The organism is Acinetobacter sp. GQ146 (genome assembly GCF_059758585.1).
This window is the reverse complement of record NZ_JCAXDV010000001.1, coordinates 299,608-315,978: the sequence shown is the minus strand read 5'-3', so window position 1 is coordinate 315,978 and position 16,371 is coordinate 299,608. Positions and strand designations below refer to the sequence as shown.

The 16,371-nt window shown below is 43.1% G+C and carries 11 protein-coding genes and 1 tRNA gene; all 12 read right to left on the bottom strand.

Going from position 1 to position 16,371, the window contains the following annotated elements; translation table 11 throughout:
• Positions 1-40: 40 nt before the first annotated feature.
• The 12 genes from hutH to AC6CHI_RS01415 all read right to left on the bottom strand — a co-directional run bounded on the left by hutH (position 41) and on the right by AC6CHI_RS01415 (position 16,300).
• A complete protein-coding gene (gene hutH, locus AC6CHI_RS01470) occupies positions 41-1,570 on the bottom strand; it encodes a histidine ammonia-lyase (RefSeq protein ID WP_458891115.1) in 1,530 nt (509 codons plus the stop codon).
• 161 nt (positions 1,571-1,731) lie between these two features.
• Positions 1,732-3,408 carry a urocanate hydratase gene (gene hutU / locus AC6CHI_RS01465; protein WP_498119136.1) on the bottom strand — a complete coding sequence of 559 codons (1,677 nt, stop codon included), beginning with the start codon at positions 3,406-3,408 and terminating at the stop codon, positions 1,732-1,734.
• Positions 3,409-3,645: 237 nt separating this feature from the next.
• Positions 3,646-4,227, bottom strand: coding sequence for a HutD/Ves family protein (locus AC6CHI_RS01460; protein WP_498119135.1), 582 nt, complete (start codon positions 4,225-4,227; stop codon positions 3,646-3,648).
• Positions 4,224-4,976 carry a histidine utilization transcriptional repressor HutC gene (gene hutC, locus AC6CHI_RS01455; RefSeq protein ID WP_458890820.1) on the bottom strand — a complete coding sequence of 251 codons (753 nt, stop codon included), beginning with the start codon at positions 4,974-4,976 and terminating at the stop codon, positions 4,224-4,226. Before hutC ends, AC6CHI_RS01460 begins: the two co-directional genes overlap by 4 nt.
• A 251-nt stretch (positions 4,977-5,227) precedes the next feature.
• Positions 5,228-6,331, bottom strand: a complete 1,104-nt coding sequence (gene aguA, locus AC6CHI_RS01450) for an agmatine deiminase (RefSeq protein ID WP_498119134.1) — start codon at positions 6,329-6,331, stop codon at positions 5,228-5,230.
• A 72-nt stretch (positions 6,332-6,403) separates the two neighbouring features.
• Positions 6,404-7,747, bottom strand: coding sequence for an APC family permease (locus AC6CHI_RS01445; protein ID WP_498119133.1), 1,344 nt, complete (start codon positions 7,745-7,747; stop codon positions 6,404-6,406).
• A 119-nt stretch (positions 7,748-7,866) separates the two neighbouring features.
• On the bottom strand, positions 7,867-9,282 hold the full coding sequence (locus AC6CHI_RS01440) for an aldehyde dehydrogenase family protein (protein WP_498119132.1): 1,416 nt from the start codon (positions 9,280-9,282) through the stop codon (positions 7,867-7,869).
• 200 nt (positions 9,283-9,482) lie between these two features.
• Complete coding sequence (locus tag AC6CHI_RS01435) at positions 9,483-10,883, bottom strand: aminotransferase (protein WP_498119131.1); 1,401 nt, start codon at positions 10,881-10,883, stop codon at positions 9,483-9,485.
• Between the two features lie 76 nt (positions 10,884-10,959).
• Positions 10,960-12,219 carry a Zn-dependent hydrolase gene (locus AC6CHI_RS01430; RefSeq protein WP_498119130.1) on the bottom strand — a complete coding sequence of 420 codons (1,260 nt, stop codon included), beginning with the start codon at positions 12,217-12,219 and terminating at the stop codon, positions 10,960-10,962.
• Between the two features lie 526 nt (positions 12,220-12,745).
• Positions 12,746-13,501 (bottom strand): TorF family putative porin, encoded by a 756-nt coding sequence (locus tag AC6CHI_RS01425; RefSeq protein ID WP_498119129.1) that lies wholly within the window; start codon positions 13,499-13,501, stop codon positions 12,746-12,748.
• A gap of 588 nt (positions 13,502-14,089) precedes the next feature.
• Positions 14,090-14,179 (bottom strand) — tRNA-Ser (locus AC6CHI_RS01420).
• An 87-nt stretch (positions 14,180-14,266) separates the two neighbouring features.
• Positions 14,267-16,300: an FAD-dependent oxidoreductase gene (locus AC6CHI_RS01415; RefSeq protein WP_498119128.1), complete on the bottom strand. Its 2,034-nt coding sequence runs from the start codon at positions 16,298-16,300 to the stop codon at positions 14,267-14,269.
• Positions 16,301-16,371 lie beyond the last annotated feature (71 nt).

Sequence of the window (16,371 nt, the reverse complement as noted above, 5' to 3'; positions counted from 1 at the left end):
AGTTACGGCCACTTCATGTGGCCGTTTGATTCATCACTTTTTATAAACTTGGCAGCAAATCAGGGATTAACAATTCATTTAAACAGCCACTTGCCAGTAATTCACTTGCTTGCTCAATGTCTGGTGCAAAGAAACGGTCTTCACTGTAATACGGCACTTGATCACGTAAAACTTTACGCGCACGTTCCAATTTTGGAGAGCTTTTTAGACCTTCACGGAAATCTAGGCCCTGACACGCACCTAACCACTCCACAGCCAAGATGCCACGCACGTTATCTGCCATGTACCACAAGCGTTTACCTGCATTTGGCGCCATAGAAACGTGGTCTTCTTGGTTTGCTGAAGTCGGCAAGCTGTCAACGCTGGCAGGATGAGCCAATGCCTTGTTATCACTCGCCAAAGCCGCTGCAGTTACTTGAGCAATCATAAAGCCTGAATTGACACCGCCATTGGCCACCAAGAATGGTGGAAGTTGTGACATATGGCGATCCATCATCATGGAAATACGGCGTTCAGACAATGAACCAATTTCAGCAATCGCTAGGGCTAAATTATCTGCCGCCATAGCCACAGGTTCCGCATGGAAGTTACCGCCTGAAATCACGTCACCTTCAGCAGCAAAGACCAATGGGTTGTCAGAAACGGCATTCGATTCAATTTCAAGTACTTCTGCCGCTTGACGAATTTGCGTTAAGCACGCGCCCATGACTTGAGGCTGGCAACGTAATGAGTACGGGTCTTGAACTTTGCTACAGTCTTCATGTGAATGCGCGATTTCACTTGATTCAGTCAATAAATCACGATAAGCCGCAGCGACATCAATTTGACCACGCTGACCACGAACTTCATGGACACGTGCATCGAATGGGGCACGTGAACCGAGCATTGCTTCTACGCTTAAGCCACCACAGACAGTTGCCGCAGCAAACAAATCTTCCGCTTCAAATAAACCGCGTAAGGCATAGGCCGTCGAGACTTGCGTACCATTCAGCAAAGCCAAGCCTTCTTTTGCAGCCAATGAAATTGGCTCTAAACCTGCAATTTTTAAAGCTTCAACTGCTGGAAGCCATTCGCCTTTATAACGTGCTTTGCTTTCACCAAGTAACACCAAAGACATATGAGCCAATGGTGCTAAGTCACCAGATGCCCCTACAGAACCTTTAAGGGGAATATGTGGATACACTTCGGCATTAATGAGGGCCAAAATAGCTTCAATGACTTTACGACGAATACCCGAGAAGCCGCGTGCCAAACTGTTGGCTTTCAACAGCATAATTAAGCGAACCATCGCATCATCTAATGCTTCGCCTACACCTGCTGCGTGTGAAAGTACCAATGAACGCTGTAATTGCTCTAAATCTTCAGGCGCAATTTTGGTCGAAGCCAATAAACCAAAACCTGTGTTAATGCCGTATGCAGTACGACCTTCATTGACGATTTTTTCCACACAAGCAACACTGGCTTCAATGGCTGGCGCTGCACTTTCATCAAGTTTAACCTGAATCGGATTTAAATAGGCTTGACGGAGTTGAGCTAAAGTTAGTGTACCTGGTTGAAGTAACAGTTCCATTTTTTCGTTAGAATTTGAATATGTTTGACGGAGATCAGCTAAAGAAGTTGTATCTGATTGAAGTAAGAGTTCCATTTTTTCGTCCTGTAATGCACGATACTGTGTAATTACGATGCTATTGACTCAAGCAATAAGCATCGTAATCCATGTCCATAAAAATATTATTGCGTGATCATTGGCAAGTTTAAACCTTGCTCTTTTGCACAGTCGATCGCAATCTCATAACCTGCATCAGCATGACGCATTACCCCAGTTGCTGGGTCATTGGTCAATACACGCGCAATACGTGCTGCTGCTTCGTCGGTACCATCACAGACAATCACCACACCAGAGTGTTGCGAGAAGCCCATACCAACACCGCCACCATGATGTAAAGATACCCATGTTGCGCCGCCTGCAGTATTCAACAAGGCATTCAATAATGGCCAGTCAGATACAGCATCAGAACCATCTTTCATGGATTCAGTCTCACGGTTTGGACTTGCCACTGAACCTGAGTCTAAGTGGTCACGACCAATTACGATTGGTGCAGATAATTCACCTGAACGTACCATTTCGTTGAACGCTAAGCCAAGTTTAGCACGTAAGCCTAAACCTACCCAGCAAATACGTGCTGGCAAGCCTTGGAAGCTAATGCGTTCACGCGCCATGTCTAACCAACGATGCAAATGTTCATCATCAGGAATCAATTCTTTGACTTTAGCATCTGTTTTATAGATGTCTTCTGGATCACCTGAAAGTGCTGCCCAACGGAATGGACCTACACCACGGCAGAATAATGGGCGGATATAAGCAGGAACAAAGCCTGGGAAATCAAAGGCATTTTCTACGCCTTCTTCTTGCGCCATTTGACGAATGTTGTTGCCGTAGTCAAAAGTTGGAACACCCATTTTTTGGAAATCAAGCATCGCCTGAACATGCTTTGCCATCGATTGTTTCGCAGCTTTCACTACAACTTCTGACTCAGTTTTAGCACGTTGACGATATTCTTCCCATGTCCAACCAATTGGCAAGTAACCATTCAATGGGTCATGTGCGCTGGTTTGGTCAGTCACCATATCTGGATGCACGCCACGACGAACCAATTCAGGTAAAATTTCTGCGGCATTGCCATGTAGCGCAATTGAAATTGCTTTGCCTTCTTTGGTGTATTTTTCAATACGCGCTAAAGCATCATCTAAGTCAGTGGCTTGTTCATCCACATAACGGGTACGTAAACGGAAATCGATGCTCGCTTGTTGACATTCAATGTTTAAAGAACAAGCACCTGCAAGTGTTGCAGCCAATGGTTGTGCACCACCCATGCCGCCCAAACCAGCGGTTAACACCCAACGACCCGTTAAGTCACCATTGTAATGTTGACGACCTGCTTCAACAAACGTTTCGTAAGTACCTTGAACAATCCCTTGGCTACCAATATAGATCCAAGAACCTGCGGTCATTTGACCGTACATTGCTAAGCCTTTGGCATCTAACTCGTTAAAGTGTTCCCAGTTGCCCCAATGTGGCACCAAGTTCGAGTTTGCAATGAGGACACGTGGAGCATCTTTATGGGTTTTAAACACACCGACTGGTTTGCCCGATTGCACCAACAACGTTTCATCAATTTCTAAATTTTTCAGGGTTTCTACAATTTTATCGAAACATTCCCAGTTACGTGCAGCACGACCAATACCGCCATAAACCACCAATTCCTTTGGATTTTCGGCAACATCTGGATCAAGGTTATTCATCAGCATACGTAAAGGGGCTTCTGTTAACCAGCTCTTCGCATTCAATTTTGTGCCACGTGGTGCGCGAATTTCTACATCACGAAATTTTGTTGTTGATGCTGTCACAATCGGACTCCTTCCATTGATTTTTTCAGCAGAGATACTCTGCCTTATCTGTACAATAATGTATGAACTTGTATATACATCCATATACTACACAAAACAAAATAATTGAAAAGATGCTTTTTAATATTTTTTATAAAAAAACAATAAGTAAATGTATTTATTATTTTTATTTTTTAATGGCAATAAAAAAACACATACAACTACAAATTATATGTGTTTCTTTTGAAGCATAAAAACTTAGTTTTTTGTCAATTCAATGAGACAACATTGTCTAAACTGGGCTGCTTTGAATTCTATAGCGTGTAGCTTTTGATGCGCTTGGATCAACAAACTCTGCTGAGCATCCAGTACCAAATCTTGTCCATCTACACAGAGTTCAATTTGGCACTGGGCATGATTAAATAAAAAAATCACATCCGCTGCGGAAAAAACCTGCAATGTTTCAGCCGTATGAATCCATTGATAACGCGCAGCGTATTTGTCAGGATCATAAATTAAATTAAAATCGCGGATTGCCCCTGCAACCAAATCACAGCTGACTGCTTGCTCGCCACCAAATTGGGCAGTTTGCATGGCATTGAGCCGCAAGGTTTGATCTTCAATATGTAAATCAATGCCCTCACCCTCTAATACAGTCAGGAGCCGTTGCATCCCGAAAAATGGAGAAAATGCCCCCGAAGTGGTGACATCTGCCATGGAAATGCGCCAGTCAAAGGCTGCTAAATCTTGTCCTGCACTACGCGCCAACTCCAAGGTATAGCCCGCTCCGTTTTTCCATGGCATTTTTTTATAGTCACTGAAACTGAGCAACTGCATCATGGGGTAAATTTACCTTCCAAGAAGTAACGACTACCGGGATAAATCAGTCGGGCACTGGAAATTAACTGTTTATTCGACCATGTACGTCGACGAATCAGCAAGCAAGGTTCAGTTTTATTAATTTTTAGCCACTTACATTCTTGAGCGGAAGCTTGAATCGCGGTCACGACGTGTTCGCCTTCCGTGACTGGGGCTTTCGACATTAAATACGCATTCGGGGTAATCTTGGTGAAATCTTGGCTTAAATAATCAGCAATGATCGTCGGATCGACCAGTCGATCTTCAATCTGGACAGGGACATTATCTTCATAATGCACAATAATTGAATGATATAATTTTTGCCCTTCACGCACCTGCATTAATAGACTTTGTTCAGGATTGGCTTGGATTTGTTCGAGCACCAACACTTCTGCATGGTGTTTATGGTTTCGGGCAATAATTTCATCTGCAATGTTATTGATTTGAAATAAAGCCGTACGCCCTTGTCCTTCAGCAACAAAAGACCCCACGCCTTGAATACGCACCAATAAGCCTTCGGTCGTCAGTTCACGTAAAGCACGATTGACCGTCATTCGGCTACACCCGAGCAAATTCACCAATTCACTTTCTGAAGGAATCTTTTTATTGACCGCCCATGTTCCTTCATAGATTTTCTGTGAAATCATTTGTTTGACACGTAAATACAATGGAACAGGACTATCATCCTCTAAAGATAACTCCAAGTCGTGTTGTGTAGACCCTCGTGGCATTTGCTAAACTCTTACAAAATAATCAAATTTAGTCTATATTACCCTAAGCTTATTTGTATATACAAGTTCATACAAATTGTTGGTTTTTTCAGTCATCTTCTCTAGGCTTAAAGTTTGGAAAAAGCTTATCACTTCGCCTAAATATCGAAAAAATCGGGGAATTCTTAGCCCCATATATCAAAAGCACTCAGTTACACATAAAAAAGCCATGCTGTCGCATGGCTTAATGTTCGGTTTTCCTACATCAACGATTAAGCTGGAATTTGCTGGGTAATACAGTGAATATTACCACCACCCAACAGAATTTCACGCGCAGGAACTCCAGTGATCAAATAATCAGGATACATTTGCTGGAACAATGCTTGTGCCTGCTCATCCGTGCTTTCATCGAACAATGGGAAAATAATCTGTTGATTACTAATCAGGTAATTCACATAAGAACCCGCTAAACGATTGCCTTCCACACGCTCAATGGCATTGCCTTTTTGCACGTCATGCGTTTCGTTCTCACGCGCATAAAGTGGACCCGGTGCAGGCAGTTTCCACACCTTCAAACGGCGACCTTGTGCATCTACCGTATTTTCCAATACCTTAAGTGCCGCAACAGAACGTGGGTATTGTGGATCTTGTTCATCATCGGTCCAATGCAATGCCACTTCGCCTGGACGGACGAAACAACACATATTGTCGACGTGGCCATCTGTTTCATCATTAAACACGCCTTCAGGCAACCAGATGAATTTGGTTACGCCTAAGCTTTCTTGCAGAATTTCTTCAATTTCAGCCTGCGTCAAATCTGGATTACGATTTGGATTCAGTAAGCACTCTGCTGTCGTGAGTAAAGTGCCTTCACCATCAACATGGATGGATCCGCCTTCCAATACCAAAGGCGCCGAGTAGATGTCGAGTTCATGCATGGCAGAAATTTGCTTGGCAATCAGTTGGTCTTGATCCCATGGGAAATATAGCCCCCCATTTTCACCGCCCCATGCATTGAAAATCCAGTCAATTCCAAGGCGTTCACCTTGTGCATTTTTCACAATGGATGGACCTGTATCACGTGTCCAAGCATCATCACTTTCCATCGCATACAACGTCACTTCTGCAGGCATGGTTTGACGTGCTTTTTGCATTTCAGTCACTGGGACAGCCATAAATACAGGCGTCTTTTGTGCAATGGCTGCTGCCACTTGAGCAAAGGCCTGTTGTGCGGGTTGCGCATTGTCACGCCAGTTATCGGTACGAAACGGCCAGATCATCCACACGGCTTCTTGCGCTGACCATTCGGCAGGCATGCTATAGCCTTGTTGTTTTGGCGTTGTCACGACTTGTTGCTTTTCTACCACGAGTTCCATATTTACTCTCTTTTAATTTCAATGTTTACCAATTCTTGAGTGAGTGCTTGAAGCCAACTCACTCACACGCATTTAACCGTTTGAGACCTCTTCAGTCGGAGATCCTAAAGAAATCGGCTGTTTTTTGATTTTCTTGTACACCACCAAGACAATGCCGATGCATAACCAGATACCGCCAAATTCAAGCGCTGATTTTTCTAAATTAATCCAAAGTCCCAGCAATGAAAGTACCGACGCCAGGGGCAAAAATAAGTTCATAAATAGATGCTTCAAGCCCGAGCGTTGTTTGCCAATCACAAAGAATTTCATAAATACGGAGAAATTCACCATGGTAAAAGCAATCAAGGCACCAAAGCTGACGAAGCTCACCACTGTTGCCAGATCTACATAAATCGCCAGTAAGGAAATTAAACCAACAAAGAAAATTGAATACAGTGGTGTCCCGAGTCTGCTGACTGAACCGAAGACTTTCTTATTGAAGATACCATCACGACCCATAATATGAATTAAGCGCGAAGCACTGGCATGTGTTGCTAAACCAGAGGCAAAGGCATTCATAATTTGTACAGTCAGTAGTTGGGTCTGAAATGCCGCACCACCCACAATCAGTGCAATTTCCGGCAAGGCTTCATCCGGATTTTTAAATTGTGCCAAGGTCGGAAATTGCAGGGTGACGAACCAAGACACCGTAATGAAAATGGCTCCCCCCACCAAAGTCGTCCAAATAATTGCTTTTGGAATGGTTTTGGTTGGATTTTTGGTTTCATGTGCAAGGGTCGAAACAGCATCAAAACCTAAATAGGAAAAACACACCAAAGAAACACCCGCAACCAGCGTTGCCAATTCAGGATCCCCACTGAACATCGGTTTCACCGTCATCACCGCGTTATACCCTTGCGCTTGTCCAATGCCCGTCACGACCAAATAGATAAACACCAACATCATGACCAAGGTTGCTGCAACAAAGACAAAGCTAAAATTGGCCAGAATATTAATGCGGAAACTATTAATTAACGTCACCAGCCCCACCATGATGAGGACCCAAGTGGTATACGATACATCGGGGAAAATGGAGTTTAAATAAAAGCCCGCAAGTAAGGCATTAATCAGCGGCAGCAACATATAATCGAGTAACGAACACCAGCCAACAAAAAAGCCCATGGTTTTTCCGCAGGTTTCAGTGGTGTAGGTATACGCCGAGCCTTCCTTAGGCGATAAACGGCTAAAACGTGCATAACTCAATGCGGTAAGTAACATGGCCACCAAGGCCAGCAAATAGGCTAATGGCACCTGACCATTGGTCACTCTGGAAATAATGCCAAATGTATCGAATACTGTGGCTGGCGCCATATAGGCAACACCTATGACAACCACTTGCCATAGGGAGAGACTCCTTTGATGATTATCGCTTTCCATGCTTTTTGCTCCTGTAGCATTCTGCGCACATTTTTTTAGTGCAATGGTTGTTCCACCTAACAGCACACTTACTGAAAAAGGACATCCCTTTCCTTTTCAATAACCCTTTAAAACTACATTTAAATCGTAATCACGTTTTCCTCTAAATAACTTTGCATACCCGATTCACCCAGCTCGCGCCCAGTGCCACTCTTTTTAAAACCACCCCATAAAGAACTTGGGTGAATCATTTGGAAAGAGTTAATCCAGATATGCCCCGCACGTAGTCGTTTCGCGATGGTTTTACCGTGATCGACCGATCCCGTCATAATAGTTGCTGCCAAACCAAACTCTGAATCATTGGCAACCGCAATAGCTTCATCTTCAGTACTAAAGCTACGGCAGCACATAACTGGACCAAAAATTTCTTCTTTCCACAAACGACTGTCTGTCGGAACATCAATATAAATTTGTGGGCGAATATAAAAACCCTGCGCAGGACATGGAATATTTTCCGCATCAATCAAAACGGTGAGCTGCTCTTGCGCGGCAATGGCTAAATATTCATGTACTTTTTTGAATTGCTTTTGTGTGGTCATGGGACCCATGCTGAACTGCCCTTCAGCTTCTTGACCCAACACAATCGACTCTGTCGCCTGTTTTAGTTTTTGATAAAAGGCTTCCGCAATGGATTCATGCACCAATACGCGAGACATGGCAGAACACATTTGACCCGCGTTATAGAACATGCCACCAATGGCTTTTTCCACGGCATCATCAAGGTCGGCATCCTCTAATACTAAAAATGCCGACTTTCCACCCAATTCCAAAGTCACCCGCTTGACACTCGTTGCCGCAGCCTGCATGACTTGAATGCCAATTTCCGTACTGCCTGTGAAGGAAACTTTCTGTACCTCAGGATGACGAACCAGATGCTCCGCAGCCACCGCATCCCCCAACACCAAATTAAATACACCTTGCGGGAAATCAATCTGATTCAGTAGTTTAATCAATTCAAGTTCAGGCAATGGCACCAATTCTGAAGGCTTAAATACCAAGGTACAGCCTGCTGCCAACGCAGGGGCAATTTTCCATGCACTGGTAATTAATGGGAAATTCCACGGGGTAATTAAGGCCACCACACCCACGGGATTTTGCTGATGAGTGAGTTCAGTCCCATGGTCGGTTTGACTGGTTTTCGTGAACGCAAATTTCTGAACCAAGTCGGCATAGTAGCGATAGCATTTAATGCTGTTCTCGACATCGACTTTGGCTTGACCAAGTGATTTGCCATTGTTGTGATGCGACAGTTCCACCAGCGTATCTTTCGACTGTTCAATTGCATCTGCAATTTTATTCAGCCATGCGGCACGTTCTGCTGCACTGGTATTGCTCCAGCCTGCCAAAGCTTGATTGGCTGCTGTAACTGCAGCATCTACATCATGGGTAGACGCTGCAATGAATTGCGCGAGTGTTTGTTCACTCCGTGGATTGATCACCGCAATCTCGGTCGAGCCTGTCGTTGCCGCCCATTGTCCATTGATATAATTTTTCATCTTCTTACTCGCCTTAGCATGCTGGCATTGCTGAAAACCGCTTTGGTCTCAAATTCAGCACAACCCAACAGGACTATTATTCCATTTGGCTTTTTAACTGTTTTTACCTGTTGCTGCGCTAGCCTGATTCACTGACCGACAGCTTCCGAGCAACCTGATTGTTTGGAATCAGGCTGATCGAATAAATTGCGGATTAAAACTTATAAATGACCTTCTGCTTTAAGTTCCTGAATGGTATTTTGAATCGCGTGACGCAGGGTTTTGACTACAAAATCCACCTGATCGCGCGTTAAAATTAATGGTGGTGAAAGCACATTCATGTGACCCACTGGACGGACAATTAAGCCTAGTTTTTGGCAGTGATTGGCAATACGTTTACCAACACCCACCGAACCATCAAATAACTCTTTAGTTGCTTTGTTGCGTAAGTTTTCAATGCACATCATGAATTTCTTGCCACGTACCTGACCCACAATTTCCAAGTCAGCTAGGGTTTTCAGCTGCTCTTCAAAATACACACCAACATCTTGCACGTGTTCACAAATCTTTTCGCGCTCAATGATTTCAATATTTTTCAGGGCTGCAACACAGCTCACTGGATGACCTGAATAGGTGAAGCCATGGGTTAATAAGCCACCCTTATGATGCGGTTTACTGATCGCGTCATAAATTTCGTCCGAGATAATGGTGGCACCTAAAGGTAGATAACCTGAAGATAAACCTTTGGCACAGGTAATAATGTCTGGAACAATATCAAATACCGCTTCAGACGCAAACATATGACCTAAACGACCAAATGCGGTCACAACTTCGTCCGATACATATAACACGTTGTATTTTTTACACACGGCCAAAGTTTTCGCATGGTAGCCTTCAGGCGGAACAATCACACCACCTGCCCCCATAATAGGCTCAGCAAAGAATGCCGCCACATTGTCTGGACCCAATTCCAAAATCGTATCTTCCAATTCCTGTACTTTTTCATTACAGAAATCTTCCATCGACTGCGATTCAGGCTTACGGTACGGGTTCGGACATGAAACGTGATGCACCAATTGGTTGTGAATTTCAAAACCAATATGATCGGCTTCAATCCCCGTCAGACTCATACTGATATAGGTACTGCCATGATAGGCATCTTTACGTGCAATCAGTTTTTTCTTAGAAGGCTGACCAATTTGATGGAAGTAATGGTGAATTAAACGCACGGCTGTGTCATTGGCGACCGAACCACCACATCCAAAGAACACATGGTTTAAGCCTTCTGGAGCATGTTCTGCCAATTTTGCTGCTAATTTGGCCGCAGGTGCCGTAGTTTGATGACCAAATGGCGAGAAGTATGGAAGCTCCATAATCTGTGCAGAGACCGCATCAGCAATTTCTTGACGACCATAACCGACATTGACACACCACAAGCCACCGATACCATCGAGGTATTTATTGCCATGTGCATCATAAACAAAAACATTTTCACCTTTCGCCATAATTAAAGAACCTTCTTCTTTAAATGTGGTGAAATCTGTCCAAGGGTGAATTACATGGTCTTTGTCTTTTTGCCAAACATCTTGAATATCCATTTCTACAGGTAATTTCGAGTTCATGCTTTGTCCTTCCTTACACTCGCAGTCGACTCATCCAGAAGACTGCTTTTTACGGTTTATTCGTTCATCATTTTGCTCAGACGGCTTGAGCGCACTGAGTTTCTAAAGCTTCTGCCTGCATGGCATCATAATTGAGGATTGCATTTAACAGCACATCCGCACCTTGAGCCGCATCTAGCGCATAGACATCTTCGGCTTCGTTATGGCTTAAACCATCAATACATGGAATAAAAATCATGGTGGTTGGACAGTGCTTGGCAATATTAATCGCATCATGTCCTGCACCACTGACAATTTTCTGGTTGCTATAACCTAGGCGATCCACCGCCTTTTGTACGGTTTCGACACACGCTTTATCAAAATAGGTGGCTGGGCTAAACCAGTGTTCGCTAATGCTAATATCCAAATCATGATGCTCGGCAAGGGTCTGCAGAATTTTACGCGTTTCTGCTTCCATGTCTTTCAATGCCGCATCATTCGGATTACGCAAATCAATGGTCCATTGAATTTGACCTGGAATGGTATTACGCGAAGAATTCGCGACCTGCATTTCACCAAAAGTCACCAATCCCTCAGGGAAGCGTTTTCGAATATTTTGTTCCAGTTCCACAATCATCGCGGCTGAACCGACCATGGTATCTTTACGCATCGACATTGGGGTTGTGCCTGCATGCGCTGCTTTCCCTTTGGTTTCTACATCTAACCAGAGAATTGCTTGCCCACCTGTCACCACACCAATCGCGACATGGTTTTGTTCTAACACTGGACCTTGCTCAATATGTGCTTCGTAATAGGCCTTAAACGGACGTGCTAACGGTGTTTCGCCCAATTGCCCCGTACGTACCAGCTCGGAATATACTGAAATACCTTGCTTGTCGGTACTGTCATACACTTTTTGCTTATCCAACAAGCCAGTGAATGCCGCAGAACCCATCATGGCTGGTGTAAAACGCGCACCTTCTTCATTGGTCCACACCACCACTTCCAAAGGATGGTAAGTATTGATCTCTTCTTCAGTCAGACGTTGCAAAACTTCTAAGCCTGCCAATACACCATAAATGCCATCAAAACGACCACCTTTAGGCTGGGTATCTAAATGACTGCCCATCACAATCGGTAATGCTGTTGCAGAAAGACCTGCACGTCTTAAAATCAGGTTTCCAATTTCATCATAATGAATTGAAAGATTGATTTTTTTTGCCCATTCAATCAACAAGGAACGCCCAGCAACATCTTCATCAGATAACGCCAAACGTGTGTTGCCACCTTTATCTGTTGCGCCAATTTTTGCCATTTCCATCAGCATTTGCCACAACCGTTCCGCATTCGCTTTCATTTACTAGAACATCCATTTTATAAATACTTTTACGTGTCATCGGTGACACCTAATTTCGTAAATTCACTCTAGAAAAAAAACCGAATAGCAACAAGCGATATATTTTTAAGCACGACATTAGAAAAACTAATACCCTTAAATTGAATACCACTTGCTCACTTCGCCCATGCTAAAGAAATCCTCCTACAAACCCAAGTAAAATAGATAGACCTGACGTTCAAAAAATTTCAAATACCTGAAAAATATAAATTAAATAGGAAATTAAAATCTATCTTAAAAACTTTAAAAACACAGATTGATTATTTTTAAAACATATTTTTATTATTAAAAAATGGTATAAGCCGAACCATAAAATGCTGATATTTTACCCAGATTTTATTCTTTAATAACCAATATGCCTCAAGCATCATTAAATAAAACCATGGATTAAAATAATAAATTTTTCAACAGAAAAAGGACTACACCGAGTATTCCAGCGTAGTCCTTTTTAAAATCTAAACTCAACATTTAAAACATGATGTGGCGATTAAAATGCCTTGGTGATACTAAAAATCAGCGCATCATCAGCATTATCAAGGTCTTTATTCATATTTGAATCGACATAATACAGGTCAAAAATAAAATCGTTGTAGCTATAGTTTCCACCAATTTTATAATCGGTATAAGCATCTTTCTTATCGGTTGCCCACAACACATCATAGGCTTGATTGCTTGAAAATTGGTTATAACCCACTTGTCCGTAGGCATTCCAGCTCTCTGCAATTGGGTACAGATAAGTCACCTCGTAGCGCAACTCCTTGCCCGTCTGGAAGGAATATTCAGGTGAGTAATAGAACGAGAAATTCAGCTCATCATTTTCTTTGAGTAAGCCCATACCAACCGCACTGACAGAATATTCCTCATAATCTGGACTTGGGATGGATTTATCGGCCCCGGGATAGTTCACATCCAGATACTGAATATTCAATCTAAAGTGGTCATTCACCAAATAGTCATAACCCAAGTAATAATCGAACTCTAAGCTGCTGCCAATATCTAAATCAATATTGGAGGCAAATAACTGGGCATATAATCCCGAAGTATGATCAACTCTCAGAAAACCCTGTACCGCTGGATTGCCCTGATTTTGTGAATAACCTCGTGAATAATAGTCTGTTAAAAATGCTACGCTACCACTACTAGAGAAACTATCTAGAATTTTAGCTTCATTTACTGTTTCAGCGTGTACTTGAGTAACTGTAATTGCTGCGAATAAACTATATATAAGCTTATTTTTCATCATTTTATTTCCATCAATTCCATGATTTTTATTTTGCTATTTCATTCTCTTTCTTTTTTTGCAAAAACATAGAACCAATTTCACATAAACACTGAGTACCATTTGCACAAAACAAATAAAATATCGAGATCATCAACTCTATTTTTTAATAAGCAATTAAACTGTTTTCTTATAATTTCTATAATAAACACACTGCATCACTTTTTTTCGTCACTCAGCGACACAGTTGCTGTAAAGCCTTTTTGATTTAATTCATCTTGAAAATAAAACAAGGTCTGAAGAGATGGGTCCTCCCCTTCAGACCTTTAGAAGCATGGAACTCTGCCCTATGCTGCTAATTTAACTTTTTTCTGTAGAGATACGAGAGCCATTTAATGATGGCGAATGAGTGCCAATTGTGGCTTAAGTTTTTATGATGGAAGATGGTTTATAACTTCAAGGCGTGTGTCTAAATTCGCTCTCTTTATTATTTTCATAACTCATAAAATTCATTCAGCAGTAATTTTGAATAAGCCGAACCATTCATTGGCCAGATATCCTAAAACATCAGACACAAAAAAAGCCCCTGTAAATACAGGGGCTTTTCGAATTTGGCGGAAGCGGTGAGATTCGAACTCACGGAGGACTCACACCCTCGTCGGTTTTCAAGACCGGTGCATTAAACCGCTCTGCCACGCTTCCATGTGCGCAAGAATACTAAGCTTTTTCAATTTAGACAAGTAAAAAATAGCATCACAGCATTCAAGTGCATATTGTTTCATCAATTTATTAAAGTTTGGCTGCAATTTCAGCACCATCACGAATCGCACGCTTGGCATCAAGCTCTGCCGCAAGTTTTGCACCACCAATAATATGGTAATTTGCCAACGAGGCTTGTCCTTCATTTGGCATTAAATCTTTGACAGATTCTTGCCCTGCACACACCACAATTGTATCGACGCGCAGCAGCTGATCCTGCCCATTCATTTCTACCCATAAACCTTCGTTACTCACCGCTTTGTACTGCACACCACGGAGCATCCGTACCGCATGTTTTTTAAGTTGCGCACGATGTACCCAACCCGAAGTCTTGCCCAGACCAATACCTAACGGCGTAGTTTTACGTTGCAATAAGTAAATTTCACGGACAGGAGATTCTACTTCGGCATGTTGCAAACCACCTTCGGTCATATAGTGGGCATCCGTATCAACACCCCACTCACGCTTCCAGTCGGCTAAGGGTTGTGGCTGAGGTTGATGCTGAGGCTTGAGTAAAAATTCGGAAACATCGAAACCAATACCACCAGCACCGATCACCGCAACCCGATGCCCCACTGTTGCTCCCCGCAATACTTGTGCATAAGAAAGTACATTCGGTGCATCACTGCCTTGAATTTTTAATGCCCGTGGTACGACACCCGTGGCAATAATCACCTCATCAAAGCCTTCGCGCTCTAATTGCTCACGGTTGACTTTGGTATTTAAGCGCAGTTCAACCCCTGTTTTTTCCAGTTGCACTTTAAAATAGCGAATGGTTTCGTGAAATTCTTCTTTACCCGGAATGACCTTAGCTAAATTAAATTGCCCGCCCACTTCATGGCTCGCTTCAAATAGCGTCACCCGATGCCCACGTTCCGCAGCTACAGTTGCAGCAGACATGCCTGCAACACCACCACCAACGACTGCAACACGTTTTGTTTTTTGAGCTTTGAGATAAACCAATTCTGTTTCATACGCAGCACGCGGGTTAACTAGACAGGTAGCGCGCTGATTTTTAAAGGTGTGATCTAAACATGCCTGATTACAGGCGATGCAGGTATTAATTTCATCCACGCGATTGGTGGCTGTTTTATTGACCCAGTACGGATCTGCCAATAAGGGTCGTGCCATCTGTACCATATCGGCTTTGCCTTGTGCCAAAATTTCTTCGGCCGTGTCTGGCATATTAATACGATTCGAGGCAATCACTGGCAGGCTCACATGCTTTTTCACCTCTGCGGTATAATCTACAAATGCAGCACGTGGCACTGAAGTAACAATGGTCGGAATTCGAGCTTCATGCCAGCCAATCCCTGTATTTAACAGCGTAATACCAGCTTGTTCCAAGGCCTGAGCCACCGTGATGACTTCTTGCATGGTATTGCCATCATGCACCAAATCCAGCATGGATAAACGGAAACAGATAATAAAATGCTCACCAACCTTCTGACGAATCGCTTTGACAATTTCAACCGCAAAACGCATGCGATTTTCAATCACTCCGCCCCAACGATCGGTACGTTGATTCACATGCCGGCTTAAAAACTGATTCAGCAAGTACCCTTCTGAACCCATAATTTCCACGCCATCATAGCCCGCAAGTTTGGCTAAATGTGCACATTCTGCATAATCTTGAATGGTCGCCAAAATTTGCTTTTCACTCATTTGACGCGGCTTAAACGGAGAAATCGGCGATTTAATCGCACTAGAAGACACGACAAAAGGCTGATAACCATAACGCCCCGAATGCAAAATTTGCATCAGAATTTTAGCGCCATGCTTATGCACAGCATGCGTCACTAAGCGATGTGGCGCAATATCGCCCACCGTATTCATGGTGCCACCCGCAGGGAGTAACCAGCCCTGTCGATTGGGTGAAATACCCCCTGTGATGATGAGCCCGACACCCCCTTTTGCCCGTTCGCCAAAATAAGCAGCCAGTTTAGGATAGTTATAAAAACGGTCTTCTAAACCTGTATGCATAGAACCCATCACCACCCGATTTTTGATGGTGGTAAAACCCAAATGCAGGGGCTTTAAAATATTGGCATACGGTGTTGTCATGGCGAATCCTTATAATTAATTAGCTTTGCAACTTGTTGCATAATACTTTAACGTGATTTTTTATTTTGTTT